General features: G+C 69.5%; 24 protein-coding genes and 1 riboswitch. Of the genes, 22 read left to right on the top strand and 2 right to left on the bottom strand.

Going from position 1 to position 24,577, the window contains the following annotated elements; all coding sequences use genetic code 11:
- Positions 1 to 20: 20 nt before the first annotated feature.
- Entirely contained in the window at positions 21 to 1,439 is a 1,419-nt protein-coding gene (locus ACHAA3_RS02420; protein WP_435707340.1) for an alpha,alpha-trehalose-phosphate synthase (UDP-forming), read from the bottom strand.
- Positions 1,440 to 1,511: 72 nt separating this feature from the next.
- On the opposite strand from ACHAA3_RS02420, the gene ACHAA3_RS02415 reads away from it, so the two are divergent.
- The 19 genes from ACHAA3_RS02415 to ACHAA3_RS02325 all read left to right on the top strand — a co-directional run bounded on the left by ACHAA3_RS02415 (position 1,512) and on the right by ACHAA3_RS02325 (position 20,863).
- Entirely contained in the window at positions 1,512 to 1,805 is a 294-nt protein-coding gene (locus ACHAA3_RS02415; protein ID WP_435707339.1) for a DUF3263 domain-containing protein, read from the top strand.
- Between the two features lie 41 nt (positions 1,806 to 1,846).
- Complete coding sequence (locus ACHAA3_RS02410; protein WP_435707338.1) at positions 1,847 to 2,359, top strand: LytR C-terminal domain-containing protein; 513 nt, start codon at positions 1,847 to 1,849, stop codon at positions 2,357 to 2,359.
- 5 nt (positions 2,360 to 2,364) lie between these two features.
- Entirely contained in the window at positions 2,365 to 3,192 is an 828-nt protein-coding gene (otsB, locus tag ACHAA3_RS02405) for a trehalose-phosphatase (RefSeq protein WP_435707337.1), read from the top strand.
- Entirely contained in the window at positions 3,189 to 3,626 is a 438-nt protein-coding gene (locus ACHAA3_RS02400) for a hypothetical protein (protein ID WP_435707336.1), read from the top strand. Before otsB ends, ACHAA3_RS02400 begins: the two co-directional genes overlap by 4 nt.
- A 58-nt stretch (positions 3,627 to 3,684) precedes the next feature.
- A riboswitch (SAM riboswitch) is annotated at positions 3,685 to 3,804 on the top strand.
- 8 nt (positions 3,805 to 3,812) lie between these two features.
- Positions 3,813 to 5,075, top strand: a complete 1,263-nt coding sequence (gene thrC, locus ACHAA3_RS02395; RefSeq protein WP_435707335.1) for a threonine synthase — start codon at positions 3,813 to 3,815, stop codon at positions 5,073 to 5,075.
- 9 nt (positions 5,076 to 5,084) lie between these two features.
- Positions 5,085 to 5,792, top strand: coding sequence for an acyltransferase (locus ACHAA3_RS02390; protein ID WP_435707334.1), 708 nt, complete (start codon positions 5,085 to 5,087; stop codon positions 5,790 to 5,792).
- A 64-nt stretch (positions 5,793 to 5,856) separates the two neighbouring features.
- Complete coding sequence (locus ACHAA3_RS02385; RefSeq protein WP_435707333.1) at positions 5,857 to 7,101, top strand: glycosyltransferase family 4 protein; 1,245 nt, start codon at positions 5,857 to 5,859, stop codon at positions 7,099 to 7,101.
- The gene (locus ACHAA3_RS02380; RefSeq protein WP_435707332.1) at positions 7,101 to 7,817 is read left to right on the top strand and encodes a class I SAM-dependent methyltransferase; all 717 of its coding nucleotides are present in this window, start codon (positions 7,101 to 7,103) and stop codon (positions 7,815 to 7,817) included. The genes ACHAA3_RS02385 and ACHAA3_RS02380 overlap by 1 nt, the downstream gene beginning before the upstream one ends.
- Positions 7,814 to 8,863: a prenyltransferase gene (locus tag ACHAA3_RS02375; RefSeq protein WP_435707331.1), complete on the top strand. Its 1,050-nt coding sequence runs from the start codon at positions 7,814 to 7,816 to the stop codon at positions 8,861 to 8,863. Before ACHAA3_RS02380 ends, ACHAA3_RS02375 begins: the two co-directional genes overlap by 4 nt.
- The gene (locus ACHAA3_RS02370; protein WP_435707330.1) at positions 8,860 to 9,489 is read left to right on the top strand and encodes a class I SAM-dependent methyltransferase; all 630 of its coding nucleotides are present in this window, start codon (positions 8,860 to 8,862) and stop codon (positions 9,487 to 9,489) included. Before ACHAA3_RS02375 ends, ACHAA3_RS02370 begins: the two co-directional genes overlap by 4 nt.
- A 28-nt stretch (positions 9,490 to 9,517) precedes the next feature.
- Positions 9,518 to 10,072, top strand: coding sequence for a dihydrofolate reductase family protein (locus tag ACHAA3_RS02365; protein ID WP_435707329.1), 555 nt, complete (start codon positions 9,518 to 9,520; stop codon positions 10,070 to 10,072).
- Positions 10,073 to 10,146: 74 nt separating this feature from the next.
- Positions 10,147 to 11,787: a chaperonin GroEL gene (gene groL / locus ACHAA3_RS02360; protein WP_435707328.1), complete on the top strand. Its 1,641-nt coding sequence runs from the start codon at positions 10,147 to 10,149 to the stop codon at positions 11,785 to 11,787.
- Positions 11,788 to 11,885: 98 nt separating this feature from the next.
- A complete protein-coding gene (locus ACHAA3_RS02355) occupies positions 11,886 to 12,263 on the top strand; it encodes an MmcQ/YjbR family DNA-binding protein (protein WP_435707327.1) in 378 nt (125 codons plus the stop codon).
- A gap of 19 nt (positions 12,264 to 12,282) precedes the next feature.
- Positions 12,283 to 13,203, top strand: a complete 921-nt coding sequence (locus ACHAA3_RS02350; RefSeq protein WP_435707326.1) for an ATP-binding cassette domain-containing protein — start codon at positions 12,283 to 12,285, stop codon at positions 13,201 to 13,203.
- The gene (locus tag ACHAA3_RS02345) at positions 13,200 to 14,018 is read left to right on the top strand and encodes an ABC transporter permease (protein ID WP_435707325.1); all 819 of its coding nucleotides are present in this window, start codon (positions 13,200 to 13,202) and stop codon (positions 14,016 to 14,018) included. Before ACHAA3_RS02350 ends, ACHAA3_RS02345 begins: the two co-directional genes overlap by 4 nt.
- A gap of 96 nt (positions 14,019 to 14,114) precedes the next feature.
- Positions 14,115 to 17,492: a fibrinogen-like YCDxxxxGGGW domain-containing protein gene (locus ACHAA3_RS02340; RefSeq protein WP_435707324.1), complete on the top strand. Its 3,378-nt coding sequence runs from the start codon at positions 14,115 to 14,117 to the stop codon at positions 17,490 to 17,492.
- Positions 17,489 to 18,196 carry a CDP-alcohol phosphatidyltransferase family protein gene (locus ACHAA3_RS02335; RefSeq protein WP_435707323.1) on the top strand — a complete coding sequence of 236 codons (708 nt, stop codon included), beginning with the start codon at positions 17,489 to 17,491 and terminating at the stop codon, positions 18,194 to 18,196. Before ACHAA3_RS02340 ends, ACHAA3_RS02335 begins: the two co-directional genes overlap by 4 nt.
- Positions 18,193 to 19,419 (top strand): O-antigen ligase family protein, encoded by a 1,227-nt coding sequence (locus ACHAA3_RS02330; protein ID WP_435707322.1) that lies wholly within the window; start codon positions 18,193 to 18,195, stop codon positions 19,417 to 19,419. The genes ACHAA3_RS02335 and ACHAA3_RS02330 overlap by 4 nt, the downstream gene beginning before the upstream one ends.
- Entirely contained in the window at positions 19,412 to 20,863 is a 1,452-nt protein-coding gene (locus ACHAA3_RS02325) for an oligosaccharide flippase family protein (protein ID WP_435707321.1), read from the top strand. Before ACHAA3_RS02330 ends, ACHAA3_RS02325 begins: the two co-directional genes overlap by 8 nt.
- Here ACHAA3_RS02325 and ACHAA3_RS02320 read toward each other — a convergent pair.
- Positions 20,853 to 22,133, bottom strand: a complete 1,281-nt coding sequence (locus ACHAA3_RS02320; RefSeq protein WP_435707320.1) for a hypothetical protein — start codon at positions 22,131 to 22,133, stop codon at positions 20,853 to 20,855. The two genes, ACHAA3_RS02325 and ACHAA3_RS02320, sit on opposite strands and share 11 nt — an antisense overlap.
- Before the next feature lie 189 nt (positions 22,134 to 22,322).
- Between ACHAA3_RS02320 and ACHAA3_RS02315 the strand changes: the two genes are divergently transcribed.
- From ACHAA3_RS02315 to ACHAA3_RS02305, 3 genes are all read left to right on the top strand, one after another.
- Positions 22,323 to 23,126, top strand: coding sequence for a sigma-70 family RNA polymerase sigma factor (locus ACHAA3_RS02315; RefSeq protein ID WP_435707319.1), 804 nt, complete (start codon positions 22,323 to 22,325; stop codon positions 23,124 to 23,126).
- A 91-nt stretch (positions 23,127 to 23,217) separates the two neighbouring features.
- The gene (locus ACHAA3_RS02310) at positions 23,218 to 23,658 is read left to right on the top strand and encodes an adenylyltransferase/cytidyltransferase family protein (protein WP_435707318.1); all 441 of its coding nucleotides are present in this window, start codon (positions 23,218 to 23,220) and stop codon (positions 23,656 to 23,658) included.
- Positions 23,655 to 24,575, top strand: a complete 921-nt coding sequence (locus ACHAA3_RS02305; RefSeq protein WP_435707317.1) for a glycosyltransferase family 2 protein — start codon at positions 23,655 to 23,657, stop codon at positions 24,573 to 24,575. The genes ACHAA3_RS02310 and ACHAA3_RS02305 overlap by 4 nt, the downstream gene beginning before the upstream one ends.
- The last annotated feature ends 2 nt before the right edge of the window (positions 24,576 to 24,577 follow it).

Genomic DNA, 24,577 nt, shown 5'->3' with positions numbered 1-24,577 from the left:
TAACCGCCCCCCGAGGCGACTCAGTCGCTGTCGCTGGGACCGTCGCGCAGCTCGCGCAGGAAGTTGCTGGCCCAGCGCTCGATGTCGTTCTCCATGACCTGCTTGCGCATGGCCTTCATGCGGCGGGCATCCTCGCGCGGGCCGGCCTGGACCGCCTCGAGCAGCTTGGCCTTGAGGCCGTTGATGTCGTGCGGATTGACCTGGTAGGCCGACTTCAGCTCGGATGCAGCGCCGGCGAACTCGCTGAGCACCAGGGCTCCGCGGTTGTCGTAGCGGCACGCGACGTACTCCTTGGCCACCAGGTTCATGCCGTCGCGCAGCGGGGTGACGACCATGACGTCGGCGGCTCGATAGAGCGCGGCCATCTCCTCGCGGGGGTAGGAGGCGTGCAGGTACTGGATCGGCTGGTGGCCGATCCGGCCGACGTCGCCGTTGATCCGGCCGACCAGGCCGTTGATGTCGTCGCGCAGGATCTTGTACTGCTGCACGCGCTCGCGCGACGGTGTCGCCACCTGCACGAACACCGCGTCGTCGACGTGCAGGGACCCGTCGGCGATCAGCTCGCCGAACGCACGCAGCCGTTGACGCAGGCCCTTGGTGTAGTCGAGCCGGTCGATGCCCAGGATCACGGTCTTGGGGTTGCCGAGGCTCTCGCGGATCTCGGCCGCCCGGGCGAGGACGTCGGGGGTGCGGGCCAGCTCCTCGAAGCCGGCGGCGTCGATCGAGATGGGGAAGGCGCGAGCCATGACGCTGCGGCCGTCGGGCAGGTACACGCGATCGCGGTGCGTCTTGTGCCCCACGCGCTGGCGCACGAGGCGCACGAAGTTCTGCGCCGCTCCTGGCATCTGGAACCCCACCAGGTCAGCGCCGAGCAGGCCCTCGAGGATCTCGCGACGCCACGGCATCTGCTGGAACAGCTCGGTGGGAGGGAACGGGATGTGCAGGAAGAAGCCGATGCGCAGGTCGGGGCGCAGGTCCCGCAGCATCTGGGGCACCAGCTGCAGCTGGTAGTCCTGCACCCACACCACGGCGTTCTTGCGCGCCACCTGCGCGGCCTTCTGCGCGAAGCGCCGGTTGACCCGGACGTAGGCGTCCCACCACTCGCGGTGGAACTCCGGGGCGACGACCACGTCGTGGTACAGCGGCCACAGCGTCGCGTTGGAGAAGCCCTCGTAGTACTCGGCCACCTCGCTCTCGCTCAGCGGCACCGGGATCAGCTGCAGACCCTCGTGGGTGAAGGGCTTGAGCTTCTCGTCGGCAGCCCCGTGCCAGCCGATCCACGCGCCGCCGTTGCTGCGCATGACGGGCTCGAGCGCGGTGACCAGTCCGCCGGGCGACTTGCGCCACAGAGTCTGGCCGTCAGGCGCCGTGACACGGTCGACGGGCAGGCGGTTGGCGATGACCACGAAATCAGCGGATCCAGCCATGAGTCCAGCCATACGCGCAGCCTAACCTCTGCGGGTTCGGCGATCCGAATGACAGTCGTGTCATTCGTGTCGTAGGCTGCCGCTATGAGTGCTGCGGAGTCGTCGAACCGGACCGCGGTCAGTCCGTCCCCGTTGACGGACCGCGACCGCGAGATCCTCGCGCTCGAACGACTCTGGTGGCAGTACACCGGCACCAAGGAACAGGCGATCCGCGAGAAGTTCGACATGTCGACCACGCGGTACTACCAGGTGCTCAATGCTCTGATCGACCGCGAAGACTCACTGGCCTTCGACCCTCTTCTGGTCAAGCGTCTGCGACGCCTGCGGGCCGAGCGCCAGCGCAGCCGGTCGGCGCGACGTCTCGGGTTCGACGTCTGAGGCCCTCCGTGGTCGACCACCGCAGAACTCCGGGGAACCGCGTGGCCGTTCCGTCCGGCTGGTTCATCGTGGTCAGCGTCGCCGTCGTGATCGTCGCAGCGGCATGGCTCGGTGTCCTGCTGGTCATGGGGTCGTCGGACTCCGACGAGCCGCCCGCGGCAGCGCAACCAGCTCCCACGACAGCGTCGCCGACTCCAGCTCCCACCCCCACGCCGACGGCGTCGGCGTCGGCCTCTCCCTCCCCTTCTCCATCGCCGACTGAGACCACCGAGGCACCCCCTCAGCGCGACGCCGGAGTAGCGGTGCTGAACAACACCGGCGTCGCGAATCTCGCGTCGTCGTTCTCGGGTCGGGTCGCGGGCGCTGGATGGACCGTGTCGGGCACCGGGAACTGGAATGGTCAGATCCCTACCAACACGGTCTACTACCCGGCCGGACAGCAGGAGGCGGGCGAGCTGCTGGCCGCTGATCTGGGCATCGGCCGGGTGCTGCCCAGCGTCGCGCCCATGCAGATGGACCGGCTCACGCTCATCTTGTCGGGGCCGCAACAATAGGGCGCATGCCCGCCACATCCCGCTCCTCCTCTGCTGATCCAGCACCCCTCGACGACCCGGCCGGCACCCTGTTGGCGCTGGACTTCGACGGCACGCTCGCGCACATCGTCGCCGATCCCACCGAGGCCTTCGCCCACCCCGACTCGATCAGGGCCCTGGGACGACTAGGTCACCACCTCGGGACGATCGCGATCATCACCGGCCGACCGGTCACGCAGGCCCTCGAGCTCGGCGGCTTCGCGTCGATCGACGGGCTCGAGCAGCTCGTCATCTTCGGTCAGTACGGCGCCGAGCGGTGGAACGCCGCCGACCAGGACGCCGACGACCTCGATCCGCGCGGATCCGAACGGGTCGAGACCATCGATCGCCTCGCCGAGCGCCTGCCTGCGCTCCTCGCGCAGCACGGCGCCGAGGGCGCGTACGTCGAGGACAAGGGGCTCGCGCTGGCGGTGCACACCCGAGGGCTCGGCGCCGACGTGGTGAAGCGGCTGCACGCGCCCCTCGCGGAGGTGGCCGGCGAGATGGGCCTGACCCTGGAGCCGGGGCGCCAGGTGCTGGAGATGCGCTTCTCCGGCGCCGACAAGGGCGAGGCCCTGCGCACGATCGTGGCCGAGACGACCCCCCGCACCGTGGTGTTCGCCGGTGACGATCTGGGTGACCTGCCGGCCTATGACGCCGTCGATGATCTGCGCGCTGAAGGGCTGCGCGGGGTGCTGATCTGCTCGGCATCGGCGGAGCAGGATGCGCTCGTCGCTCGCGCCGACGCGGTGCTCGACGGACCCGACGCGATCGCGACCTGGCTCACGGCCTGGGCCGACCAGCTCGACGCATGAGTGCGGCGGTGCTCGCGCCCACCGGCTGGACCCGCGCGCGCACCGTCATCAACTGGATCAACCTCAGCACCCCGCTGGGCCTGCTGATCGCGTGGCTCGGTGGTGCGACGGTGGTGCGCCGCGGCCGCGGCACCTGGCTGGCTGGCGACTACCGGTACCGATTCCCGGTCGCCGGTGCGTTCACGATCGGCAGCGTCATCGTCAGTCGCCACGACGCGGCCTGGCTGCGTGCTCGTCCGGCGCTGCTGCGCCACGAGGACCGGCACTGCACGCAGTACGCGCTCCTGCTCGGCCCGGTGATGCTGCCGCTGTACGTGCTGGCGGTGGCTGTGTCGTACCTGCTGGCCGGGGACCCCGCGACGCGCAACCCGTTCGAGCGGTGGGCCGGTCTGGCCGACGGGGGCTACCGGCTCGCCTCGAAACACAGCTCCTGAGTCGTCCACGATGTGGACGAGGTGGACGCATCGTGAGACGCCTGTCTAGGCTGGTGCCACCTCATCCAGAGGGGCAGAGGGACGCGGCCCGATGAAGCCCCAGCAACCAGTCATCCGACTAGGTGCTAAATCCGCCCCGGTGCACGCAGCTGATGCGTGGCGCCGGGACAGATGACAGGAGCAGTCATGAGCCTCACCCTGCACTCGACCACCATCCGAGCTGGGGCCTTCGGCCCGGCCGTCGACCTGCGCTGCCGCGAGTGCGGCGCCACGCGCGACCTGGGGCCGCACTTCGCGTGCGACCAGTGCTTCGGCCCCCTCGAGATCGGCTATGACTTCGGCACGGTCACCCGCGAGTCGATCGAGGCCGGGCCCGCCAACATCTGGCGCTACAAGGCTCTGCTGCCGGTGCCCGACGACATCGAGACCAGCCCCAACCTCGAACCGGGCTTCACCCGGCTCCTCGAGGCCAAGAACCTCGCCGCCGAGCTCGGGCTGACCAAGCTGTGGGTCAAGGACGACAGCACCAACCCGACCAACTCCTTCAAGGACCGGGTCGTCGCGATCGCCCTCTCGGCCGCACGCGAGTTCGGCTCCACGGTCTTCGCCTGTCCGTCGACGGGCAACCTCGCGAACGCCGTCGCCGCGGCCGGGGCCCGGGCCGGCATCCGTACCGTCGTGCTGATCCCGAGCAACCTCGAGGCGCCCAAGCAGATCAACTCGGCGGTCTACACCGAGAACCTCATCGCCGTCGACGGCAACTACGACGACGTCAACAAGCTGGCCACCGAGATCGCCGGCGAGACCGACGACTGGGCGTTCGTCAACGTCAACGTGCGTCCGTTCTACGCCGAGGGGTCCAAGACCCTCGGGTACGAGATCGCCGAGCAGCTGGGGTGGCGCCTGCCCGACCAGGTGGTCATCCCGGTCGCCTCGGGCTCGCAGCTGACCAAGGTGTACAAGGCATTTCGCGAGCTGGTCGCGCTCGGACTGGTCGAGGACAAGCCGTGCCGCATCTTCGGCGCGCAGGCGGAGGGTTGCTCGCCCGTCTCGACCGCCCATCGGGCCGGCATCGACGCGATCCGGCCCGTCAAGCCCGACACGATCGCCAAGAGCCTCGCGATCGGCAATCCCGCCGACGGCGTCTACGTCCTCGACATCGTCCGCGAGACCGGCGGCGCGGTCGAGGACGTCACCGACGAGGAGATCCGCGAGGCGATCGTGCTGCTGGCGCGCAACGAGGGCATCTTCACCGAGACCGCCGGCGGGACGACCGTGGGCGTGCTCAAGAAGCTGGTCGAGACCGGCCAGCTCGACCCGGACCTGGAGACCGTGGTCATCAACACGGGCCACGGCCTGAAGACGGTCGACGCCGTGGCGGGTGTGGTCGGTCCTCGGGCCACCATCGCGCCGAGCTACGACGCGTTCGTCGCCGCCGGCCTGTCCTAGGGTGGCGGGGTGCTGAGTCCGTCAGATCGCGCCCGCCTGCAGGAAGCCGGCGTCGATGCCGATGTGCTCGGGACGGTGCTGGTGCACCTGTCGCACGACCCCCGGCTGCCGCAGTGGTGGCACGACCTGGGCAATGCCCTGTACCTCGCCGAGGGTGCCAAGCTGCCCGATCAGATCCTGGAGCACCTGGGCCTGATCGCCTTCCACGACGCCCTCGTGGTCATCGGCTCGGACCTGTCGACCTTGTCCTCGCTCCTGATCGGTGGCGACGGCGCCACGATCTTCATCGGGGCGAGATGTGAGCTGACCGGAGGTGAGCTGTACTGCGGGGGAGCGTCGAGCATCGTGCTCGCCGGACCCCTGGTCGCCACGCGCAAGGCTGTGATCGACGCCCGCAACGGCGGCACGATCGTGGTCGCGCCCGACCAGCTGTGGGCTGCGGACGTGTACGTCGCGACCGACGACATGCACCGCCTCGAGGACCGCCGCACGGGGGCCCGCCTCAACCCCTTCGGTGCCCACATCCGGGTGGGTCGGCACGTCTGGCTGTGCAAGGACGCCGTGGTCACCGGGCACGTCGAGATCGCCGAGGGCGCCGTGGTGGGGCTGCGCGCGGTGGTCCGGGGTCAGAAGGTCCCGGCCCACTGCGTCGTCGCGGGAGCTCCGGCGCGTGTCGTGCGAGAAGACGTGCACTGGACCTACGACGACAGGCCCTGACCGGTTTCAGATACCGTGGGTCTTTGAAAGCCGCCAGCCTGCGGCCCGACCCGGAGGTGAGCGCGTGCGCATCGCGTTGCTGTCATATCGCAGCAAGCCGCACAGCGGTGGACAGGGCATCTACGTCGAGCGACTCAGCCGCTGCCTGGTCGAGGCCGGCCACGACGTCGAGGTCATCTCCGGACAGCCCTACCCCGAGGGCTTGCATTCGCAGGTGTCCCTGACCCGCCTGCCGAGCCTCGGCATCTACGACGAGCCCAATCCCTTCACCCCGCCGCCGCCGTGGCGACTGCACAGCGTGCCCGATCTCGTCGAGTACCTGCTGACGCTCACCGGCGCGTTCGGCGAACCCCTCAGCTTCAGTTTGCGAGCCCGGCGTGAGCTGCGCGATCGCCGTGACGAGTTCGATGTCGTCCACGACAACCAGAGCCTGGGCCACGGGCTGGTGGGCATCGCCCGACGATTCCCGCTCGTGGCCACGATTCACCACCCCATCAGCCGGGACCGCCGGGTCGAGCTCGACGCCGCGACGGGACTGCGCTCGCTGTCGGTGCGTCGTTGGTACTCCTTCGTCCGCATGCAGGCGCGGGTCGCTCGACGTATGCCGTTCGTCATCGGGGTCTCGACCGCAGCCACCGACGACACCGTGACCGACTTCGGCATCGACCCCGCCCGCATCCGGGTGGTCCCGCTCGGCGTCGACACCGACCTGTTCCGGCCACGGGGCGACCGCACCCCGGGCCGCATCGTTGCGATCGCGTCGGCCGACAAGCCACTCAAGGGCGTGGCCCACCTGCTCGACGCCGTCGCCAAGCTGCGGGTCGAGCGGGACGTCGAGCTGCAGCTGGTCTCGGCGATCGAGCGTGGGGGAGCCACGGACCGGCGCATCGAGTCCCTGGGGCTGGCCGACTGCGTCACGGTGCACCAGGACCTCGACGCCGATCAGCTGGCCGACCTCCTCGCGTCGGCCGAGATCATGTGCGTTCCGTCCCTGTACGAGGGCTTCTCGCTGCCCACCGTCGAGGCCATGTCGTGCGCCACCCCGGTCGTCGCGAGCCGCGCCGGCGCCATCCCCGAAGTAGTGGGGGCCGACGAGGAGCGCCAGTGCGCCATCCTGGTCGAGCCGGGCGACGCCGAGGGCCTGGCCGCAGCTCTGGGCGAGCTGTTCGACGATCCGGCGCGACTGAGGACCCTCGGCGCCAACGGGCGTGCCCGAGTCCTGGACCACTACAGCTGGCCGGCGGTGGCCGAGTCCACCGCGGCCGTCTACACCGAGGCGATCGCTGCGTTCGCCCGCAAGGAGAACTGATGCTGACCGTCGACTTCGACCGCCTTCGCGTGGGCCGGCGCACCCGTTTCATCGACGTGGGCGCAGGAGCCGGGCGGCACAGCTATGAGGCGCTGCGCCGCGGCGCCGACGTCACGGCCTTCGACCTCGACGAGGTCGAGCTCAAGGGCGTCGACGACATGTTCGGCGCGATGCAGGTCGAGGGCGAGGTGCCCAGCACTGGCGCGGCATCTGTGCAGGCCGGAACGATCCTCGACATGCCCTACGCCGACGGCACCTTCGACGTCGTGCTGGCCTCGGAGATTCTCGAGCACGTGCCCGAGGACGAGCAGGCGATCAGCGAGCTGGAACGCATCCTCGCGCCCGGCGGCACGCTGGCCGTCACGGTGCCGCGGCACTGGCCCGAGGCCGTCTGCTGGGCGCTGTCCGATGAGTACCACGCCAACGAGGGTGGCCACATCCGCATCTACCGGGCCAGCGACCTGGACGCCAAGCTGCGCAGCCGCGGCCTCGTCCCGCTGCACAAGCATCACGCCCACGCCCTGCACGCGCCGTACTGGTGGATCAAGTGCGCCGTGGGCGTCGAGCGTGACCAGCACCCGGCTGTCCGCGCGTACCACCGGCTGCTGGTCTGGGACATGATGAGCGCACCGCGCACCACGCGGATCGCCGAGCAGGTGCTGAACCCGATCCTGGGCAAGAGCGTGGCGCTGTACTACACCAAACCGCTCGCGTGACGCCTGACCTGACCGGACTGCTGGACGCCGAGCAGGTGTCCGCGACGGCCGACTCGATCGAGGCGGTGCAGAGGCCCAACGGCGCGATCGCCTGGTTCGACGGTGGGCACCTCGACCCGTGGGACCACGTGCAGGCCGCGATGGGTCTGGCCGTGGCGGGACGCATCGAGGCCGCCGACGCCGCCTACATGTGGTCGGCCCGCGCCCAGCGACCCGACGGATCGTGGGCCACCCGGTACGTCGGCGCCGACCTGGACGAGGTCGACGACGACGCGACCGACGCCAACTTCACCGCCTACCTGGCCACCGGGATCTGGCACCACTGGCAGTGCACCACCGATCTCGACCTCGTCGAGGCGATGTGGCCGGCGGTCTCTGCAGCCCTGGACGCGGTGGTCTCGATGCAGGCTGACGACGGCTCGGTGCGGTGGACGCGCAGCGCCGAGGGCGTCCTGTCCGCAGAGTCGCTGGTCACCGGCAACGCCAGCATCCACCTGAGTCTGCGCTGCGGCGTGGCGCTCGCGGCACTCGTGGGGGAGTCGCGACCGACGTGGGAGCAGGCGGCCGTGCGACTGCGCACCGCCCTCGATCACCACGAGGAGCGGTACGCGAGCAAGACCCGGTACTCAATGGACTGGTACTACCCGGTCCTGGGCGGAGCACTGTCCGCCTCCGATGCGCGCAAGCGGCTCGATGCCCGGTGGGACGACTTCGTGGTGCCCGAGCAGGGCGTCCGGTGCGTCGACGACAGCCCGTGGGTGACCGGCGGCGAGACCTGCGAGCTGGTGCTGGCCCTCGACGCCTGTGATCGAGGAGCCGAGGCACGGCGACTGTTCGCCGACATCCAGCAGCTGCGCGCCGACGTCGGCTCCTACTGGACCGGCTACGTGTATCCCGACGACGCCTTCTGGCCCGTCGAGCAGGCCACCTGGACTGCGGCCACGATGCTGCTGGCCGCTGACGCGCTCAGCCGCACGACGCCGGCCAGCGGGCTGTTCCGCGGTGCGGACCTGCCGACCCTGACGAACGAGCAGGACCTGCGGTGACCAGCACGAACGCCCTGCCCGAGCGGCTGCAGGCCATCGCCGACGAGGTCCGCGGGTTCCTGCCGGCCGGCGAGGCCGCTGCGCTGCACGCCGCTGCCGTCGAGCACCTCCGGCCCGGCGGTGTGGCCGTCGAGATCGGCAGCTACTGCGGCAAGTCGGCGGTGTACCTGGGACACGCGGCCGCCGGTGCCGGCGCTCGACTGGTCACGATCGATCACCACCGCGGATCCGAGGAGCAGCAGGCCGGTTGGGAGTACCACGACACGTCGTTGGTCGGCTCCGACGGCCGCATGGAGACCCTGCCGTTCCTGCGCGAGGTGCTGGCCGCGGCCGAGCTCGAGCACATCGTCGACGTCGTGGTCGCTCGCTCGCCGGCGGTTGCCTCGTGGTGGGGCGCCGAGGTCGATCTGGTGTTCATCGACGGCGGGCACACCGACGAGCACGCCAACGCCGACTACGACGGCTGGGCCCGCTGGATCCGACCCGGTGGTGTCCTGGTGATCCACGACGTCTTCCCCGATCCCGCCGACGGCGGGCAGGCTCCCTACGGGATCTACCTGCGTGCCCTGGCCGACGGCTTCGTCGAGATCGGGCACACCGGTTCGCTGCGGGTCTTGCGGCGCTGACCCCTCCGGGCCCGACTATCGTCTGACCATGGCGACGATCTACTACACCGCGACCACGCTCGACGGCTTCCTCGCGACGCCCGATCACGGTCTCGACTGGCTCTTCGAGGTGCCGGGGTCCGACGTCGCCGAGGACGCCATCCCCGACTTCACCAGCTCGGTCGGGGCCCTCACGATGGGTTCGTCGACCTATGAGTGGGTCGTCCGTCACGAGAACCTGCTCGAGCATCCCGAGAAGTGGCGCGAGTGGTACGGCGACCGGCCGACGTGGGTGTTCACGTCCCGGTCGCTCCCGGTGCTCGAGGGCGCCGACATCCGCTTCACCCGGGCCCCGATCGCGCAGGTCCATGCCGAGATGGTCGCCGGCGCGGGCGACCGCGATGTGTGGTTGATGGGAGGTGGCGACCTGGTCGGCCAGTTCGCCGACGCCGGTCTGCTCGACCGAGTGGTGGTCACGATCGCCCCGGTCACGCTGGGCGCCGGAGCGCCGTTGTTGCCGCGCGACATCCGCTCGGACCGGCTCACGTTGGTGTCCGTGGTGCAGCGCGGACAGTTCGCCGAACTCACCTATGACGTGACCTGATTGCATCTCGTTGATTAGCACTCGTATAGTGAGAGTGCTAGTTCGTCGACCACCACAGTCGGAGTTATTCACCCATGTCAAAGACCATTGCCTTCAACGAAGAGGCCCGCCGCGGTCTCGAGCGCGGCATGAACCAGCTCGCCGACGCCGTCAAGGTGACGCTTGGCCCCAAGGGCCGCAACGTCGTGCTGGAAAAGAAGTGGGGCGCCCCCACGATCACCAACGATGGCGTGTCCATCGCCAAGGAGATCGAGCTCGAGGACCCCTACGAGAAGATCGGTGCCGAGCTCGTCAAGGAGGTCGCCAAGAAGACGGACGACGTCGCAGGCGACGGCACCACCACGGCCACTGTCCTGGCCCAGGCCCTCGTGCGCGAAGGACTGCGCAACGTCGCGGCCGGCGCCAACCCGATGAGCCTCAAGAAGGGCATCGAGATCGCCGTCGAGGCCATCAGTGCCCAGCTGCTCGAGATGGCCAAGGACATCGAGACCAAGGAGCAGATCGCCTCCACCGCCTCCATCTCGGCTGCCGACACCTCCGTCGGCGAGATCATCGCCGAGGCCATGGACAAGGTCGGCAAGGAAGGCGTCATCACCGTCGAGGAGTCCAACACCTTCGGCCTCGACCTCGAGCTGACCGAGGGCATGCGCTTCGACAAGGGCCACCTGTCGGGCTACTTCGTCACCGACCCGGCCTCCATGGAGACCGTGCTGGACGATCCGTACATCCTGATCGTCAACAGCAAGATCGGATCCGTCAAGGACATGGTCCCGGTGCTCGAGAAGGTCATGGCCTCCGGCAAGCCGCTGGTCATCATCGCCGAGGACATCGAGGGCGAGGCCCTGGCCACCCTGATCGTCAACAAGCTCAAGGGCGTCTTCAAGTCGGTCGCCGTCAAGGCTCCCGGCTTCGGTGACCGCCGCAAGGCCATGCTGGCCGACATCGCCATCCTCACCGGTGGCGAGGTCATCAGCGAAGAGGTCGGGCTCAAGCTCGAGAACGCCGATCTCACGCTGCTCGGCACGGCCCGCAAGGTCGTCACGACCAAGGACGAGACCACCATCGTCGAAGGTGGCGGTTCGGCCGACCAGATCGCCGGTCGCGTCAACCAGATCAAGAACGAGATCGAGAACAGCGACTCGGACTACGACCGCGAGAAGCTGCAGGAGCGTCTGGCCAAGCTGGCCGGTGGCGTTGCAGTCATCAAGGTCGGCGCAGCCACCGAGGTCGAGCTCAAGGAGCGCAAGCACCGCATCGAAGATGCCGTGCGCAACGCCAAGGCGGCTGTCGAGGAGGGCATCGTCGCCGGCGGCGGCGTGGCTCTCGTCCAGGCCACCGCGGCCGTGTTCGAGACCCTGAGCCTCGAGGGCGACGAGGCCACCGGCGCGGCGATCGTCAAGGCGGCCGCTTCGGCTCCGCTCAAGCAGATCGCCATCAACGCTGGCCTCGAGGGCGGCGTCGTGGCCGAGAAGGTCGCCGGGCTCACCCCCGGACACGGCCTGAACGCGGCGACCGGCGAGTACGTCGACATGATTGCCGAGGGCATCCTCGACCCGGCCAAGGTCACCCGCTCGGCGCTGCAGAACGCAGCGTCCATCGCGGCTCTGTTCCTGACCACCGAGGCCGTCGTCGCCGACAAGCCCGAGCCTGCAGGCGCTGGCGGCGGAGCTCCGGACATGGGCGACATGGGTGGCATGGGTGGCATGGGCTTCTAGCCCCACCCGCACTCCGCGAAGGCCCCCGACCATGTGGTCGGGGGCCTTCGTGTGTCCGAGGCATCTGGTCTGTCTGAGGCATCTGGCAGAGTGCTGGCGTGGCGACCCGTCCAGACCTTCCCGCAGCCTGGATCGAGCGCATCCATGCCGCGCTCGACACGTGTGCTGAGTGCCGCCGTGAGCCCGCCTGGACCGGGGTGCGCTGGCGGGTCGGGAACGCGACCGTCGCTCATCTCTTCGGGGGTGAGGACCAGCGGTTCCGTCTCGTGGTGCGCGCCGAGCTCGCCGAGGTCATGGCCTTCGAGCTGCAGGGCGATCCCTACTTCCGCACCCCGTGGGGGAGCAATGTCGTCGGCCTGCTGCTCGACGACTCCACCGACTGGAACGAGGTCGCCGAGCTCGTCGTCGACTCGTACTGCGTGCAGGCGCCGCCACGTCTGGCCGCCCTGGTCGACCGACCGGACGCCGGGCCATGACCAGTGGCACAGTGGGGCCATGGCGGTGATCGAGGCGGTGGGCCTGGGCAAGTCCTTCGGGGCCAAGCGCGCCGTCGACGACCTGTCGTTCGAGGTCCGCCCCGGATCCGTGACCGGGTTCCTGGGGCCCAACGGCTCGGGCAAGTCCACCACGATGCGTCTCATGCTGGGCCTGGACACCGGCGACGGACGCACCACCTTCGACGGTCGTCAGTTCCGCGACATCGAGCGCCCCATGCGGCACATCGGCGCCCTGCTGGAGGCCAAACCGTTCCACCCCACCCGCACGGCCCGCAACCATCTGCGCATGCTGGCCGCCGCCAACGGCGTGACGACCAGACGGGTCGATGAGGTCCTGGAGATGGTCGGACTGTCCAGCGTCGCCGGCGACATGCCCAAGAAGTTCAGCCTCGGCATGGGGCAGCGTCTGGGCCTCGCGGCAGCACTCCTCGGTGATCCGCACACCCTGATCCTCGACGAACCCGGCAACGGCCTGGATCCTCAGGGCATCTCGTGGTTGCGCGAGCTGCTGCAGCACCTGGCCGGACAAGGCCGTTCGGTGTTCGTGTCCAGCCACCTGCTGCAGGAGATGGCGGTGCTCGCCGACCGCCTGGTGGTGGTGGGGCGTGGCCGGCTGCTGGCCAATGGCGCCGTGGACGACTTCATCAACGGCAGCGAGCTCGGACGCGTGCGGGTGGTCACCCCCGATGCGGCCGCGCTCGCACCGCGACTCGAGGCCGCCGGCGCGGCGGTGTCGAAAGAAGGCTCGACCCTGACCGTCGCGGCCCTGAGTGCCGAGCAGGTCGGCGATGCCGCCCATCAGGCCGGGCTCCGGGTGCACGAGCTCACCACGGTGCGCGCCACGCTCGAGGAGGCCTTCCTCGAGGCGACCGGTCTGGCCCAGGAGTTCCAGGCGCCGCCGCAGGAGCACACCGCATGATCGACGCGCTGCGCTACGAGGTGTTCCGGCTGCGGTCGATCCGGTCGACCTTCTGGCTGATCGGGCTCACGCTCGCCCTCGTCGTGGGGCTGGGGTCGCTGATCGCGTGGGGCATCAGCACCGGCCAGGACCGTCTCAGCGGTGACGAGGTCTACGCCATCGTGGCCACGACCGGAGCCTCGACGGGGGTGCCTCCCCTGCTGGTGGCCTACCTGCTGGGCCTCATCGGGGTGTTCTCGCTGGGCCACGAGTACCGCCACGGCATGATCCGCGCGACGCTCACCGCCATTCCACGCCGCGAGCACGTCCTTGCGGCCAAGGCCGTGGTCGTCACCGTCACGGTGGGAGTCGTCTCCGCGGTCAGCGTGCTGCCCGCCGTCGCGATCACCGCCCTGTTCGGTCTGCCCACGCCGTCGGTCGGTGCGGTGGGCAGCCTCGGTCTCGGCGTCACGATCTTCACCATGCTGTTCACCCTCTCGGGCATGGGGCTGACCGCCCTGGCCCGCAACCAGACTGCAGGACTGGTCCTGCTGCTGCTGCTCCCCACCGTCGCCGAGTCGGTACTGCGCTACGTCGTCGTGGTGATCCGGTTGTTCTCCGACGATCCGTCGGCGCCCGGCGGCCTCCCGACGTTGCTCAAGTACCTGCCCTACGACGCCGGCGGACAGATGTACACCCGGTTCAGCCTCCCCGAGGCGGGCTCCATCGTCGGGGCCACGCCGTTCGGTGTGCTGGGCGGAGGGATCACGTTGACGGTGTTCGTGGTGCTGGTCCTGGTGGCCGGCGCCGCGCGGTTCCTGCGCCGCGACGCCTGAGGTTGTGGACACGAATCTCGTCATGACGAGGTGATGGGGGACTCTTCCAGGTGCGCGGTCCGACGGCCGCGACTCCTGGAGACAGAGGATCCGCTCATGATTCGACTTCGTCCGCTGCTGCTCGCGAGTCTCGTCGCCGTGCCGCTGTCGCTGCTGGTGGCGCCCGGGGCTGGCGCCGCGCCGCCGGTGACGGGTCGCACCCAGGACGCCGCAGCCGCTTCGTGCTGGGAGATCAAGCAGAACAACCCCTCGTCCTCGGACGGCACGTACTGGTTGCAGACCCCCCAGCTGGTCGCGCCCCAGAAGTTCTACTGCGACATGACCACCGATGGCGGTGGCTGGGTGCTGATCGCCCGCGGGCGAGAGGGTTGGCAGGAGATCCACAACGGGGTGGGCACCCCCGAGGACGTGTCCGGCGCCGTCACCGGCCGGGCCGCCTTCGCTCCCCGCCAGCTCGATGCTCATGTCATCGATGCGCTGGTCGGGGGCCGCCGGTTCGACTCGATGACGGACGGAGTCCGTCTGCGTCGTGCGGCCAACGCCACCGGGACCCAGTGGCAGGAGTCGCGCCTCAAGCTCACCAAGCGCGATCGGTGGTCCTGGGCCTTGGCGGCCGGATTCGCGGCCTCCGGCTCCGTCGGTGGTGTCTCGTTCTCGGGGACCACGACGCGCGACATCGCGATCGACAACGGAGCTCGACGCATCTGGACGTTCGACTCCGCGACCAACGGCTACGTCCGAGGCTTCAACTACGGGTCAGCGGTCAAGGGCAGCACCGACCCGAACACGTACCTGTACTCCAAGGCCACGGGAGGAACCCACGCGACGCCGTTCACGCAGATGTTCATCCGTCCCAGGCTGCAGACATCGGACCTGACCTACGCCGCGATCCCCGATGCCGGTACCCCCGCCCAGGTCGCTGCTCCGATCCCGCAGAACGGGTCAGCCCCCACACGCTGGGGCGTGAGCGGCACCGGGGCCGCAGGCACCGGTGAGAACGCCACCGAGGTGCAGGCCTTCGCCCAGATCGGCAACGTCATGTACGTCGGGGGCAACTTCACGACCGTGCAGAAGGGGGCGACTGCGACTGGCTCGGACAAGATCAGCCGCCCGTACCTGGCCGCATTCGACGCGACCACCGGCGACTACCTGAGCTCGTTCAGGCCGCCGGCCCTGAACAACCAGGTCAAGGCGCTGGTCGCGCTGCCAGGCGGCAAGCTCGCCGTCGGTGGTGAGTTCACCACGGTCGGGACGTCGAAGCGTCAGGGCCTCGTGGTGCTCAACGGCGCCACCGGTGCGGTCGACACCGCGTGGACGGCATCACTGGTGAACAACCTGTCGGGCCTCAAGGTCTCGGTTCGGGCCCTCGACGTGGGCGGGGACTACCTCTATGTCGGTGGCTCGATGACGCACTTCCAGCACGGCAGCAAGCAGGTCTACGCCAAGGGCGCCGGGCGCATCAAGATCTCGACGCGTGCACCCGACACCGTGTGGAATCCGGAGTTCAACGGCACCGTGACCGGCCTCGACGTCAGCAGCGACGTCTCGCGGGTGTACTTCTCGGGCTACTTCACCCAGGCCCGCGGCGTGGAGGCGCTGCGGGGAGCCGCCTTCGGCACGGCCGGCGGCGCCCCCCGCATCACGCCGACCTGGACGCCCACCGTCAGCACCACCGGTTCGTCGCGCTACCAGCAGGCGGTCAAGGAGGTCGGGTCGCGCGTGTGGCTCGGCGGTGCGCAGCACAACCTGTTCGGCTACGACCGCAGCACCTTCGCCCTGAAGAAGGCCCACATCACCCGCTCGGGCGGAGACGTCCAGGCCATCGAGGCCGGCAACGGACTGGTGTTCCAGGGCAACCACTCCGAGCACTTCAACTACTCCGACACCACCACGTGGGAGGGCTCCAACCCCGGAAATCCGAACCCGGTCTGGTCCCAGGCGGATCGGATGAACTTCCTGGGTGCCTACGACGCGGGGACGGGCAACTACGCGGCGGACTTCAGCCCCAAGTTCCGAGCCCGCGGTGGCATGGGGGTGTGGGCCATCAAGGTCGCGTCGAACGGTGCGGTGTGGGCTGGCGGCTCGTTGACCAGCAGCATCTCCACCAGCGGCGCCAACCAGTGGGTCGGCGGATTCACTCGCTTCGAGCCGCGCCCCCACACGGCGCCCAGCCAGCCGGCGCAGGCGACAGCAACGTTGACCGACACCACGGCGACGATCTCGTGGACGAAGGCGAGCACGCCCGGTGTGTCGTACGAGGTGCTGCGCGGCGATCGCGTCGTGGCCACCACCACGGACACCTCGGTGGTGCTGCCGGGATCGGCCGCCTCCGATCGGTGGTTCGTGCGCGCGAGCGATGGCTCCGGCAACCGCTCGCCGAGCACCAGCGTGTTCTCTGCGACCGCGCAGGCCGAGACCGAGATCCTGCTCGGCTCCGGAGCGACGTGGTCGTACCTGTTCGACGACAGCGTTGCCGTGCCGTCGACCTGGCAGCGCCCCAGCTTCGTGCCGACCGGCTGGAAGTCGGGCGCGGCTCCGCTCGGCTTCGGCTCGAGCGACGTGGCCACCGACATCGACGTGCCGGCGGGAGAACGTCGCGCCGTCGTGTCGTACTACCGCTCGACCTTCGACATCGCGCCGGGGCAGAGCGTCGGCACGGTCACCGTGACCACGCGCGCCGATGACGCCGTCGCTGCCTACGTCAACGGGATCGAGGTCGGCCGATCCAACCTGGACGACGGCACGCTGTCGGCGTCGAGCTACGCCAAGACCGCGCCGCGCACGTCCCGTGCGGCGGCAGAGCCGGTGACCTTCGAGGTGCCGCTGTCAGCGTTGCGCCAAGGAGTCAACACCGTCGCGATCTCGGTGCACTCGATGTACCGGGCCACGCCCGACTCGAGCATGGACGCGACCGTCGAGGCGACGGAGGGCAGCAACGTCCCCGACGCAGTGGCCGGCCGGACGGCTCTGGTCGCGCAGGGGTCGGCGTGGTCGTACCTGTTCAGCAGGGACACCGCGGCTCCCACCACCTGGAAGACGTCGGCGAGCGGCACCGATGGCTGGCGTTCAGGAGCGGCCCCGTTGGGCTTCGGTACCGGTCCGATCACCACCGACATCGACGTGCCGACCGGCGAGCAGCGGGGGTTGGCGTCGTACTTCCGGCGCACCTTCACGGTCGCCGATCCGGGCGACTTCAGTGCCCTGACCCTCACCACGAGAGCCGATGACGGGGTGGTGGTCTACGTCAACGGCACCGAGGTCAGTCGGGTGCGGATGCCCACCGGAACGATCACCGCGAACTCCTACGCGACCAGCGCGGTGAGCACGGCGCAGGCAGTCGGTGATCCCGTCGTCCTGGACCTTCCTGCGACCCTGCTGAAGGCCGGGACCAACACGATCGCGGTCGAGGTCCACTCGAACTACCGGTCCACCGCCAACACGAGCATGGACCTGTCGCTGATCGGGACGTCGTGACGAGGTCGGGCCGGACGCAGGCGTGGGCCCAGCTCGCCGGCGCGCAGAAGAGCGGCGCCGGCGTGCCCTGGTACATGCGCGTGGTCAACCGGCGGCTGGGTCGAGCCATCGCGGCGGCCGCCTCGCCCACGGCCGTGACCCCCAACCAGGTCACCGGCGCCAGCTTCCTGGCGTTCCTCGCCGGTGCCGGCCTGCTGGTCGTGGCCACCCCCGGGGTCGTGATGGCGATCGTCGCGATGCTGCTCCTCCAGCTCGGATTCGCCCTCGACTCGGCCGACGGACAGCTGTCGCGCCTGCGGGGCACGGGTTCACCGGCCGGCGAGTGGTTGGATCACGTGGTCGACGCCGCACGACATCTGCTGTTCCACCTGGCGGTGGGCGCGGGGTTGCTGCGCTTCACGGACCTGCCCGAGGTGGCGCTGCTGATCCCGATCGGATTCGCCGTCGTGGCCAGCGTGCGCTTCTTCGCGCAGATCCTCGCCGAGCAGCTGGCTCGTCGCGACCCGATGGGCGCCCCGGCCTCGGTGCCGCGTCTGGGTACCTGGATCCAGGCCCCGGCCGACACCGGGTTGAACAACGTCGTGATCCTGCTCTGGCCGTGGACTCCGGTCTTCCTCGCGGTCTACGGAGCGTTCGCCCTGGCGAACGCCGTGCTGCTCGCTGCGACCGTCGTGCGTCGCTACCGCGAGCTGACGGCCTCATGACCGTCGAGGTGCCGGCCTGGCCGGTCCTGGTGATGATCGTCGGATTTCCCCTGTGGTGGGCCACCGGGCTGACCGTGTTCGTGGCGGGTCTGCTGACCATCGTGATGGTGTCGTACCTGATCGTGGCGGGCCGCCTGCCCCTCGTGCCGGGACTGGGTCCGCTGGTCGGGTTCATGGTGTGGGTGCTGGCCTGCGTCGTGATGATCGATGCGAGCGATCGACTGCTCGGGTATTTCTACCGCACCACGATCCTGGTGTTCGTCGTCACGGCGTTCGTCTACACACTGCGAGCCGGTGCGCACCTGACACGTCGCAGGGTGATCAATGCGCTGGCATTCCTGTGGTTCTTCACCATCGTCTGCGGGGTGGCTGCGATGATCTTTCCCGAGACGCGGCTGACCACCCCGATGGGGATGCTCCTACCGACCAACCTGACGTCGAACAGCTACGTGAACGACCTGTTCTTCCCGTCCCTGGCGGAGATCCAGACGCCCTACGGTTCTCCCGAGACGTTCTACCGTCCCGCTGCCCCCTTTCCCTACGCCAACAGCTGGGGGGTGGCGATCGTCGTGCTGTCGCCGGCCGCCGTGGCCGCGTTCCTGCAGTCGCGTCGGCTCGGGGTGCGGGCCGTGCTCGTCCTGGCGTTCGCGGCGATGCTGCCGCCCGCGGTGGCCACGGGCAACCGCGGCATGTTCGGTGCGCTCGCCCTGTCCGGCGTCTACGTCGTGATCAGGTTGGCCCTGCGCGATCGGGCGGTCCCGGTGCTGACCCTCGGTGCGCTCGGGCTGGCCGGCGCTGCGGCCCTCGTGGCGAGCGGGTTGCTCGAGCGCATCGCGGTGCGTCAGGAGTACGGCGACTCGACCGGCACACGGTTCACGCTCTACGAGGAGACGATCCGACGCACCCTCGAGTCGCCCCTGCTGGGTTACGGGGCTCCGCGGCCCTCGTCGCAGACGGACATCTCGGCCGGCACCCAGGGTTTCGTGTGGACGCTGATGTTCAGCTACGGCTTCGTGGGCCTGATCTTGTTCCTGCTGTTCCTGTGGGGCACCACGGTGCGCACCTGGCGCGCACCCGGCGACATCGACCTGGTGCTGCACAGCACGCTGATCGCCGCGAGCGTGGCCATCGTCGTCTACGGCCTGGACATCATGCAGCTGTTGTCGATCATGCTGGTCGCGGCCGTGCTGCTGCGCCGCCGCTACGAGCTCGCGCGTGTCTGAGGCGGTCGCGAGAGCCGGCGTCGTCAACCTGCTCGGCGGCGCGTGCGGATCGGCGGTCGGCCTGCTGCTCGCGGCGCTCGTCGGACGCACGTTGGGTACGGAGGGCGCGGGCACCTACTTCGTGGCCGTCGCGGTCTTCCTGATCGCCTCCAACGTCCTGGAGCTCGGCGCGGACACCGGGCTCGTGCGGTTCGTGTCGGCCGCCGTGGCCACGGGTCGTACCGCGACCGTGCGGGCTCTGGTCGTTGGTGCAGTGCGTCCTGTCCTCGTCGTGGGTGCGGTGTTCGTCGGCCTGGTCGCCGTCGGAGCCGCCAGCGGCGTCAACCCGACCGACTTCTCGGGCTGGCAGCTGACCGGTGGTGCCGCCATCGCGGTCGCGTCGTCTGGGGTGGCGAGTGCGCTGTCGCTGACCCGAGGTCTCGGCGACCCGGTCACCTACCCGCTGCTGCAGAACGTGACGTTGCCGCTGCTGCGTCTGACGGCGGTGGCCCTCGTGGTGGGTCTGATCGGTGCCTCGGCCACCGACGTGGTCGTGGCCTGGATGCTTCCGACGGTCGTCGTCGCGGTGCTCGCCGGTCTCGCTGCTCGTCGCGCGCTGCGGTACCGGACCGCGGGCCTGGGCCGCGAGCCGGCCGACGTGCGAGCGTTCTGGGCCTTCAGCGCCTCGCGCGGGGTTGCGGCGGCGATCGAGATCGCCTTGGAGTGGATCGACGTCCTGATCGTCGCCGCGTTGGCCTCGGCCGAGGCGGCCGGTGTCTACGCCGTGGTCACGCGAGCCGCTCGGGCCGGCGAGGTCGTGCAGCAGGCGGCCCGGATCGCGGTCGGCCCGCAGATCAGCGCTGCTCTCGCCCGCAACGACGTCCTGCGGGCGCGCCAGCTGTACGGTCTCGTCACGGCCGCGATGATCTGGGTGGCATGGCCGTTCTACGTGGTCGTCGCCGTGTTCGCCGAGGCGGTGCTCGACCTGTTCGGGCCGGGGTTCGACGCAGGTGCCACCTCGTTGCGGATCCTGGTTGCTGCCATGGCCGTGGCCACAGCAGCCGGCACGGTCCAGACCATCGTGCTGATGGGGGGCCGCAGTCGGTGGCAGCTGGCGGACAAGGCGGGTGCGCTCGTGCTCAACGTGGTGCTCACCGTGGCGCTGGTGCCGGCGTGGGGCATCGAGGGTGCTGCCGTGGCCTGGGCCGTCACGATCGTCGTCGACACCGCGGTGGTGGTGTGGCAGGTCCAGGGGCTCATGGGGGTGCGCCCCATCGGCACCTACCCCCTGGTCGCGGCTGCGGTGTCGATGGTGGGGGTCGGCGGCGCTTGCCTGGTGGGGCGAGCGTGGTTCGGATCCTCGCTGACGGTGCTCCTGTGCACCACGGCCGTGGCGGCCGCGGGCTATCTCGTCATGAGTGCGGTGCTGCGTGACCGGTTGGGGCTGACTCGGCTCAGCGAGTGAACAGGAGCGTGCCGGAGCGTGGTGGGAACAACGCCGCCAGGTCGACAGCAGCGTTCTTGGACCGGAGGAGGCCGGTCAGGCGGCGCAGTGCAGCGGCGTCGTCGGTCGTGTTGCGGGACAGGACGATGGAGTCCGAACGCGTGGCGAGAGCCACCTTGTGGGCGTCTGAGGTCAGCGCCGTGGTGTCGAGCACGACGATGCTTCCGACCCAGGACTTTCGGGTGGTGACCGTGGGCCAACCCCGACTGATCTTGCCCTCGTTGATGGCGCCGGCATCGACGAACTGCGCGGCCCGGCCACGACGGGCCAGGGCGTCCACGAGCTCTCGGCCCGGCTCCACGATGGAGAGGGGGTCATCGTCGGCGTCGAGCATGATGACGAAGCTCTCGGATCGAAGGTCGTGGGGAACCTGGAGCATGAGGGCCGCGATGTCCCAGGTGTCGGCCCGGTTCGTGTCCTTCGTGCCGTCGAGGACCGGGTGATCGCCGATCGTGGTCATGGCCTCGATGCCGCCGATCGTCGTGGTGTCCTCCTTGCGGGACAACGCGATGGGGATGCCGATCAGCAGGCCGAGGACCGCACCCGCGATTCCAAGCATGATGGGCCCGGGCGTCGCACGAGTCGTGGGATCCTCCGCAGCACCGACGATCTGCCCGGGGTTGAGGTCGACGTTGCTGAGCTGCGCGAGCTGATTGGCGAGGGCGTCCACCTGGATCTGGATCGAACGCTCCTCGATGCCCGAGGCGTCGTCGACGGCGCCGGCCTGCAGCTCGGTCAATCGACTCGAGGCGGACGCGGCGAGCCGGTCGAGCTCGGCGGAGGCATCGACCCGTCGCTCGGCCAGGTACGCCTCGCCGACGGCATCGGCTCCTGCCGCGGCCTCCTGGGGAGTGGCGCCGGTGAACTCGATGTTGAGCACCAAGGACTGATCAGGCGAGCTCACCACGAGCGCGTCCTGGATCTCCTGGCCCGTGAAGGAGTAACGCGGCGCCAGCCGGATCGCCGCAGCCTCGACGACGTTGCGTGAGCGCGCGAGCTGTTGCTCCGTGGCCATGCTCACGGTCTGGTTGGAGTCGGTGGACAGGAGCGGGTCGGAGTTCATCGGGTTGACCGACACCGTCGACTGAGCCGCATACGTCGCGGGGATGACGATCGCACCGACGACGCCCAGGATGAGTCCCAGGATCGCCGTGACCGCGGCGATCGGCCAGTGGCGGCCGAGCTTCGCGGCCACGTCGGTCAGCTGCGCTGGCGGAAGCGATGCGGGCATGCAGATGATCCAATCGACGACTCGGCTCGGGGTGCACACGAGGAGAGGACTGTGCCGTCGACCTATGACGCGAATCGTTCGTGCCGTGACCCGGGGCACACTGTGGGTGAACCGCTGGACGGTCTGCGGTGGCTGTGTCATGGTGGCACCGGTGCCTGTAACAGCGGGTTACCGGATCCAGGGGCAAACATGAATAGCACGAGCGAGCATGAACAGGCGAGCGCTCCGGCGCTCGTCGACGACACGTCATCCGTCGCGGCGGACTTCTTCGACCAGCCCGGCCTCGACGAGTGCGATGACGCACAGCTGATCGTGCTGGCGCGCGAGGGCAGCCAGGACGCCTACGCCGAGCTGTTCAACCGCTACTCGTATGCGGGTCGACGGTTGGCCCGGCACCTCGGCCAGGCCGAGGACTCCGACGACGTGGTCGCGGAGGCCTTCGCCCAGGTTCTGGATCTGGTCCGTCGCGGCAAGGGCCCCGACCGCGCGTTCCGGGCCTATCTGTTCACCACCATTCGCCATGAGTCCGGTCGGCGGGCCAAGGCGCGCAAGCGCGTCATGCCCACCGACGACGAGTCGACGATCGACCAGGCGGTCCCGTTCGGCAACGGCCAGCTCGACGCGTTCGAGACGACCGCCGTCCGGGCCGCCTACGAGTCGCTCCCGGACCGGTGGCGCACCGTCCTGTGGCACCTCGACGTCGAGGGGCGCAAGCCCCAGGAGCTCGGCCCCCTGATGGACCTGTCGGCCAACAGCGTCTCGGCGCTGGTGTACCGGGCGCGGTCCGGTCTGCGCGAGGCGTACCTGGCCCAGCACGTGAACTCCGGCCAGGGCACCGACGCGTGTGCGCCGGTGCGCGCGCGCCTCGCCTCGTACGTGCGCGGCACGGCTGCGGCACGGGAGGCCACGCGGGTCTCGACGCACCTCGAGAGCTGCGCTCGGTGCGTCGACGTGTACCGCGATCTGTTGCACGTCAACCGCGACGTCGGTTAGAGGTCCGGGCCTCAAAAGTTCGGGGTTCTGCGTCACGAGGTCGCCGTCGAGCACTCTGCACCGGTGAGAGTGTCCAACGGAAGGTCCGGCAGTGAGCCCATCGCGACCGATGTACGAGGTCGGATACACCAGTGGTGTCTTCGACATGTTCCACGTCGGTCATCTCAACCTGCTGCGCCGCGCACGCAACTACTGCCACCACCTCGTGGTCGGTGTCGCCAGCGACGAGTACACCGATCAGCTCAAGGACCGTCCCTCCGTCGTGCCGTGCGACGAACGCTTCGAGATCATCGCCGCTCTGGGGATCGTCGACGAGGTCGTGATCGACCGTTCGGAGGACAAGTCCCTGGCCTGGCAGCAACGCCGCTTCGATGCCATCTTCAAGGGCAATGACTGGCAGGGCACGCCGAAGGGGTACCGGCTCGAGCGGTCCATGGGAGAGCTCGGTGTCGACGTCGTCTACTTCCCCTACACGCGCCACACCTCCAGCACGATGCTGCGCGAGTACCTCGCCGAGAGCGACGACCGGTGACCGTGGTCGCGCCGGTGTCGGTCGTGGTCCCCACCCACCGCCGACCCGAGATGATGCGCCTGGCCGTGCAGAGCGTCCTGGCGCAGGACTACGCCGGCGACGTCGAGGTGCTCATCGTGTTCGACGGGTGCCCGGTCCAGATGCCCGACATCGATGTTCCGTCCAGGCGCTCGATGCGTGGCATCGCCAACGACCGCACTCAGGGCCTTGCCGGCGCCCGCAACACCGGGATCCTCGCGGCGGCCCATCGGCACGTCGCCTTCCTCGACGACGACGACGCGTGGCTGCCGCCCAAGCTGACCGCCCAGATGGCCCTCTTCGAGGCCGATCCCGAGCTGGTTCTCGTGTGCTCGGGCATGCGGGTGGTGCGGGGCGGACGGTCGTCGCACGTGCGCCTGGCTCCCCGTGAGGACGTCCACCACGAGGACCTCGTCGCCGACCGGATCGCCGCCCTGCACTCCAGCAGCTTCGTCTTCCGCCGTGATGCGCTCGTCGACGACGTCGGTCTGATCGACGAAGCGCTACCCGGCAGCTATGGCGAGGACTACGACGTCCTGCTGCGAACCGCGCGCGTCGGCTCGATCCGTGTGGTCAACGAACCGCTGATCGCCGTCCGCTGGACCGGACAGTCCTACTTCTACGGGCAGTGGGCCACCTACGCCGCTGCCCTGACCTATCTGCTGGCCCAGCACCCCGAGTTCGAGGGGAACGCGCGAGCCCGCTCTCGCATCCAGTCGCAGATCGCGTTCGCCCTGGCGGCCTCCGGGCAACGCAAGGAGGCCCGTTCCTGGGCCAGGCGCGCCCTGTCTGGCCGCCGACGCAACCTGCGGGCGTGGCTCGCCCTGGCCGTCTCCGTCCATCTGGTGTCGCCGACCGTCATCGCCCGGGCCGCCACGACATCGGGCCGAGGGATCTGAGC

The sequence above is a fragment of the Aeromicrobium sp. CF3.5 genome, from assembly GCF_051262695.1.
In the GTDB taxonomy this organism is placed as follows: Bacteria; Actinomycetota; Actinomycetes; order Propionibacteriales; family Nocardioidaceae; genus Aeromicrobium.
This window is presented reverse-complemented; position numbering and strand designations above follow the sequence as displayed.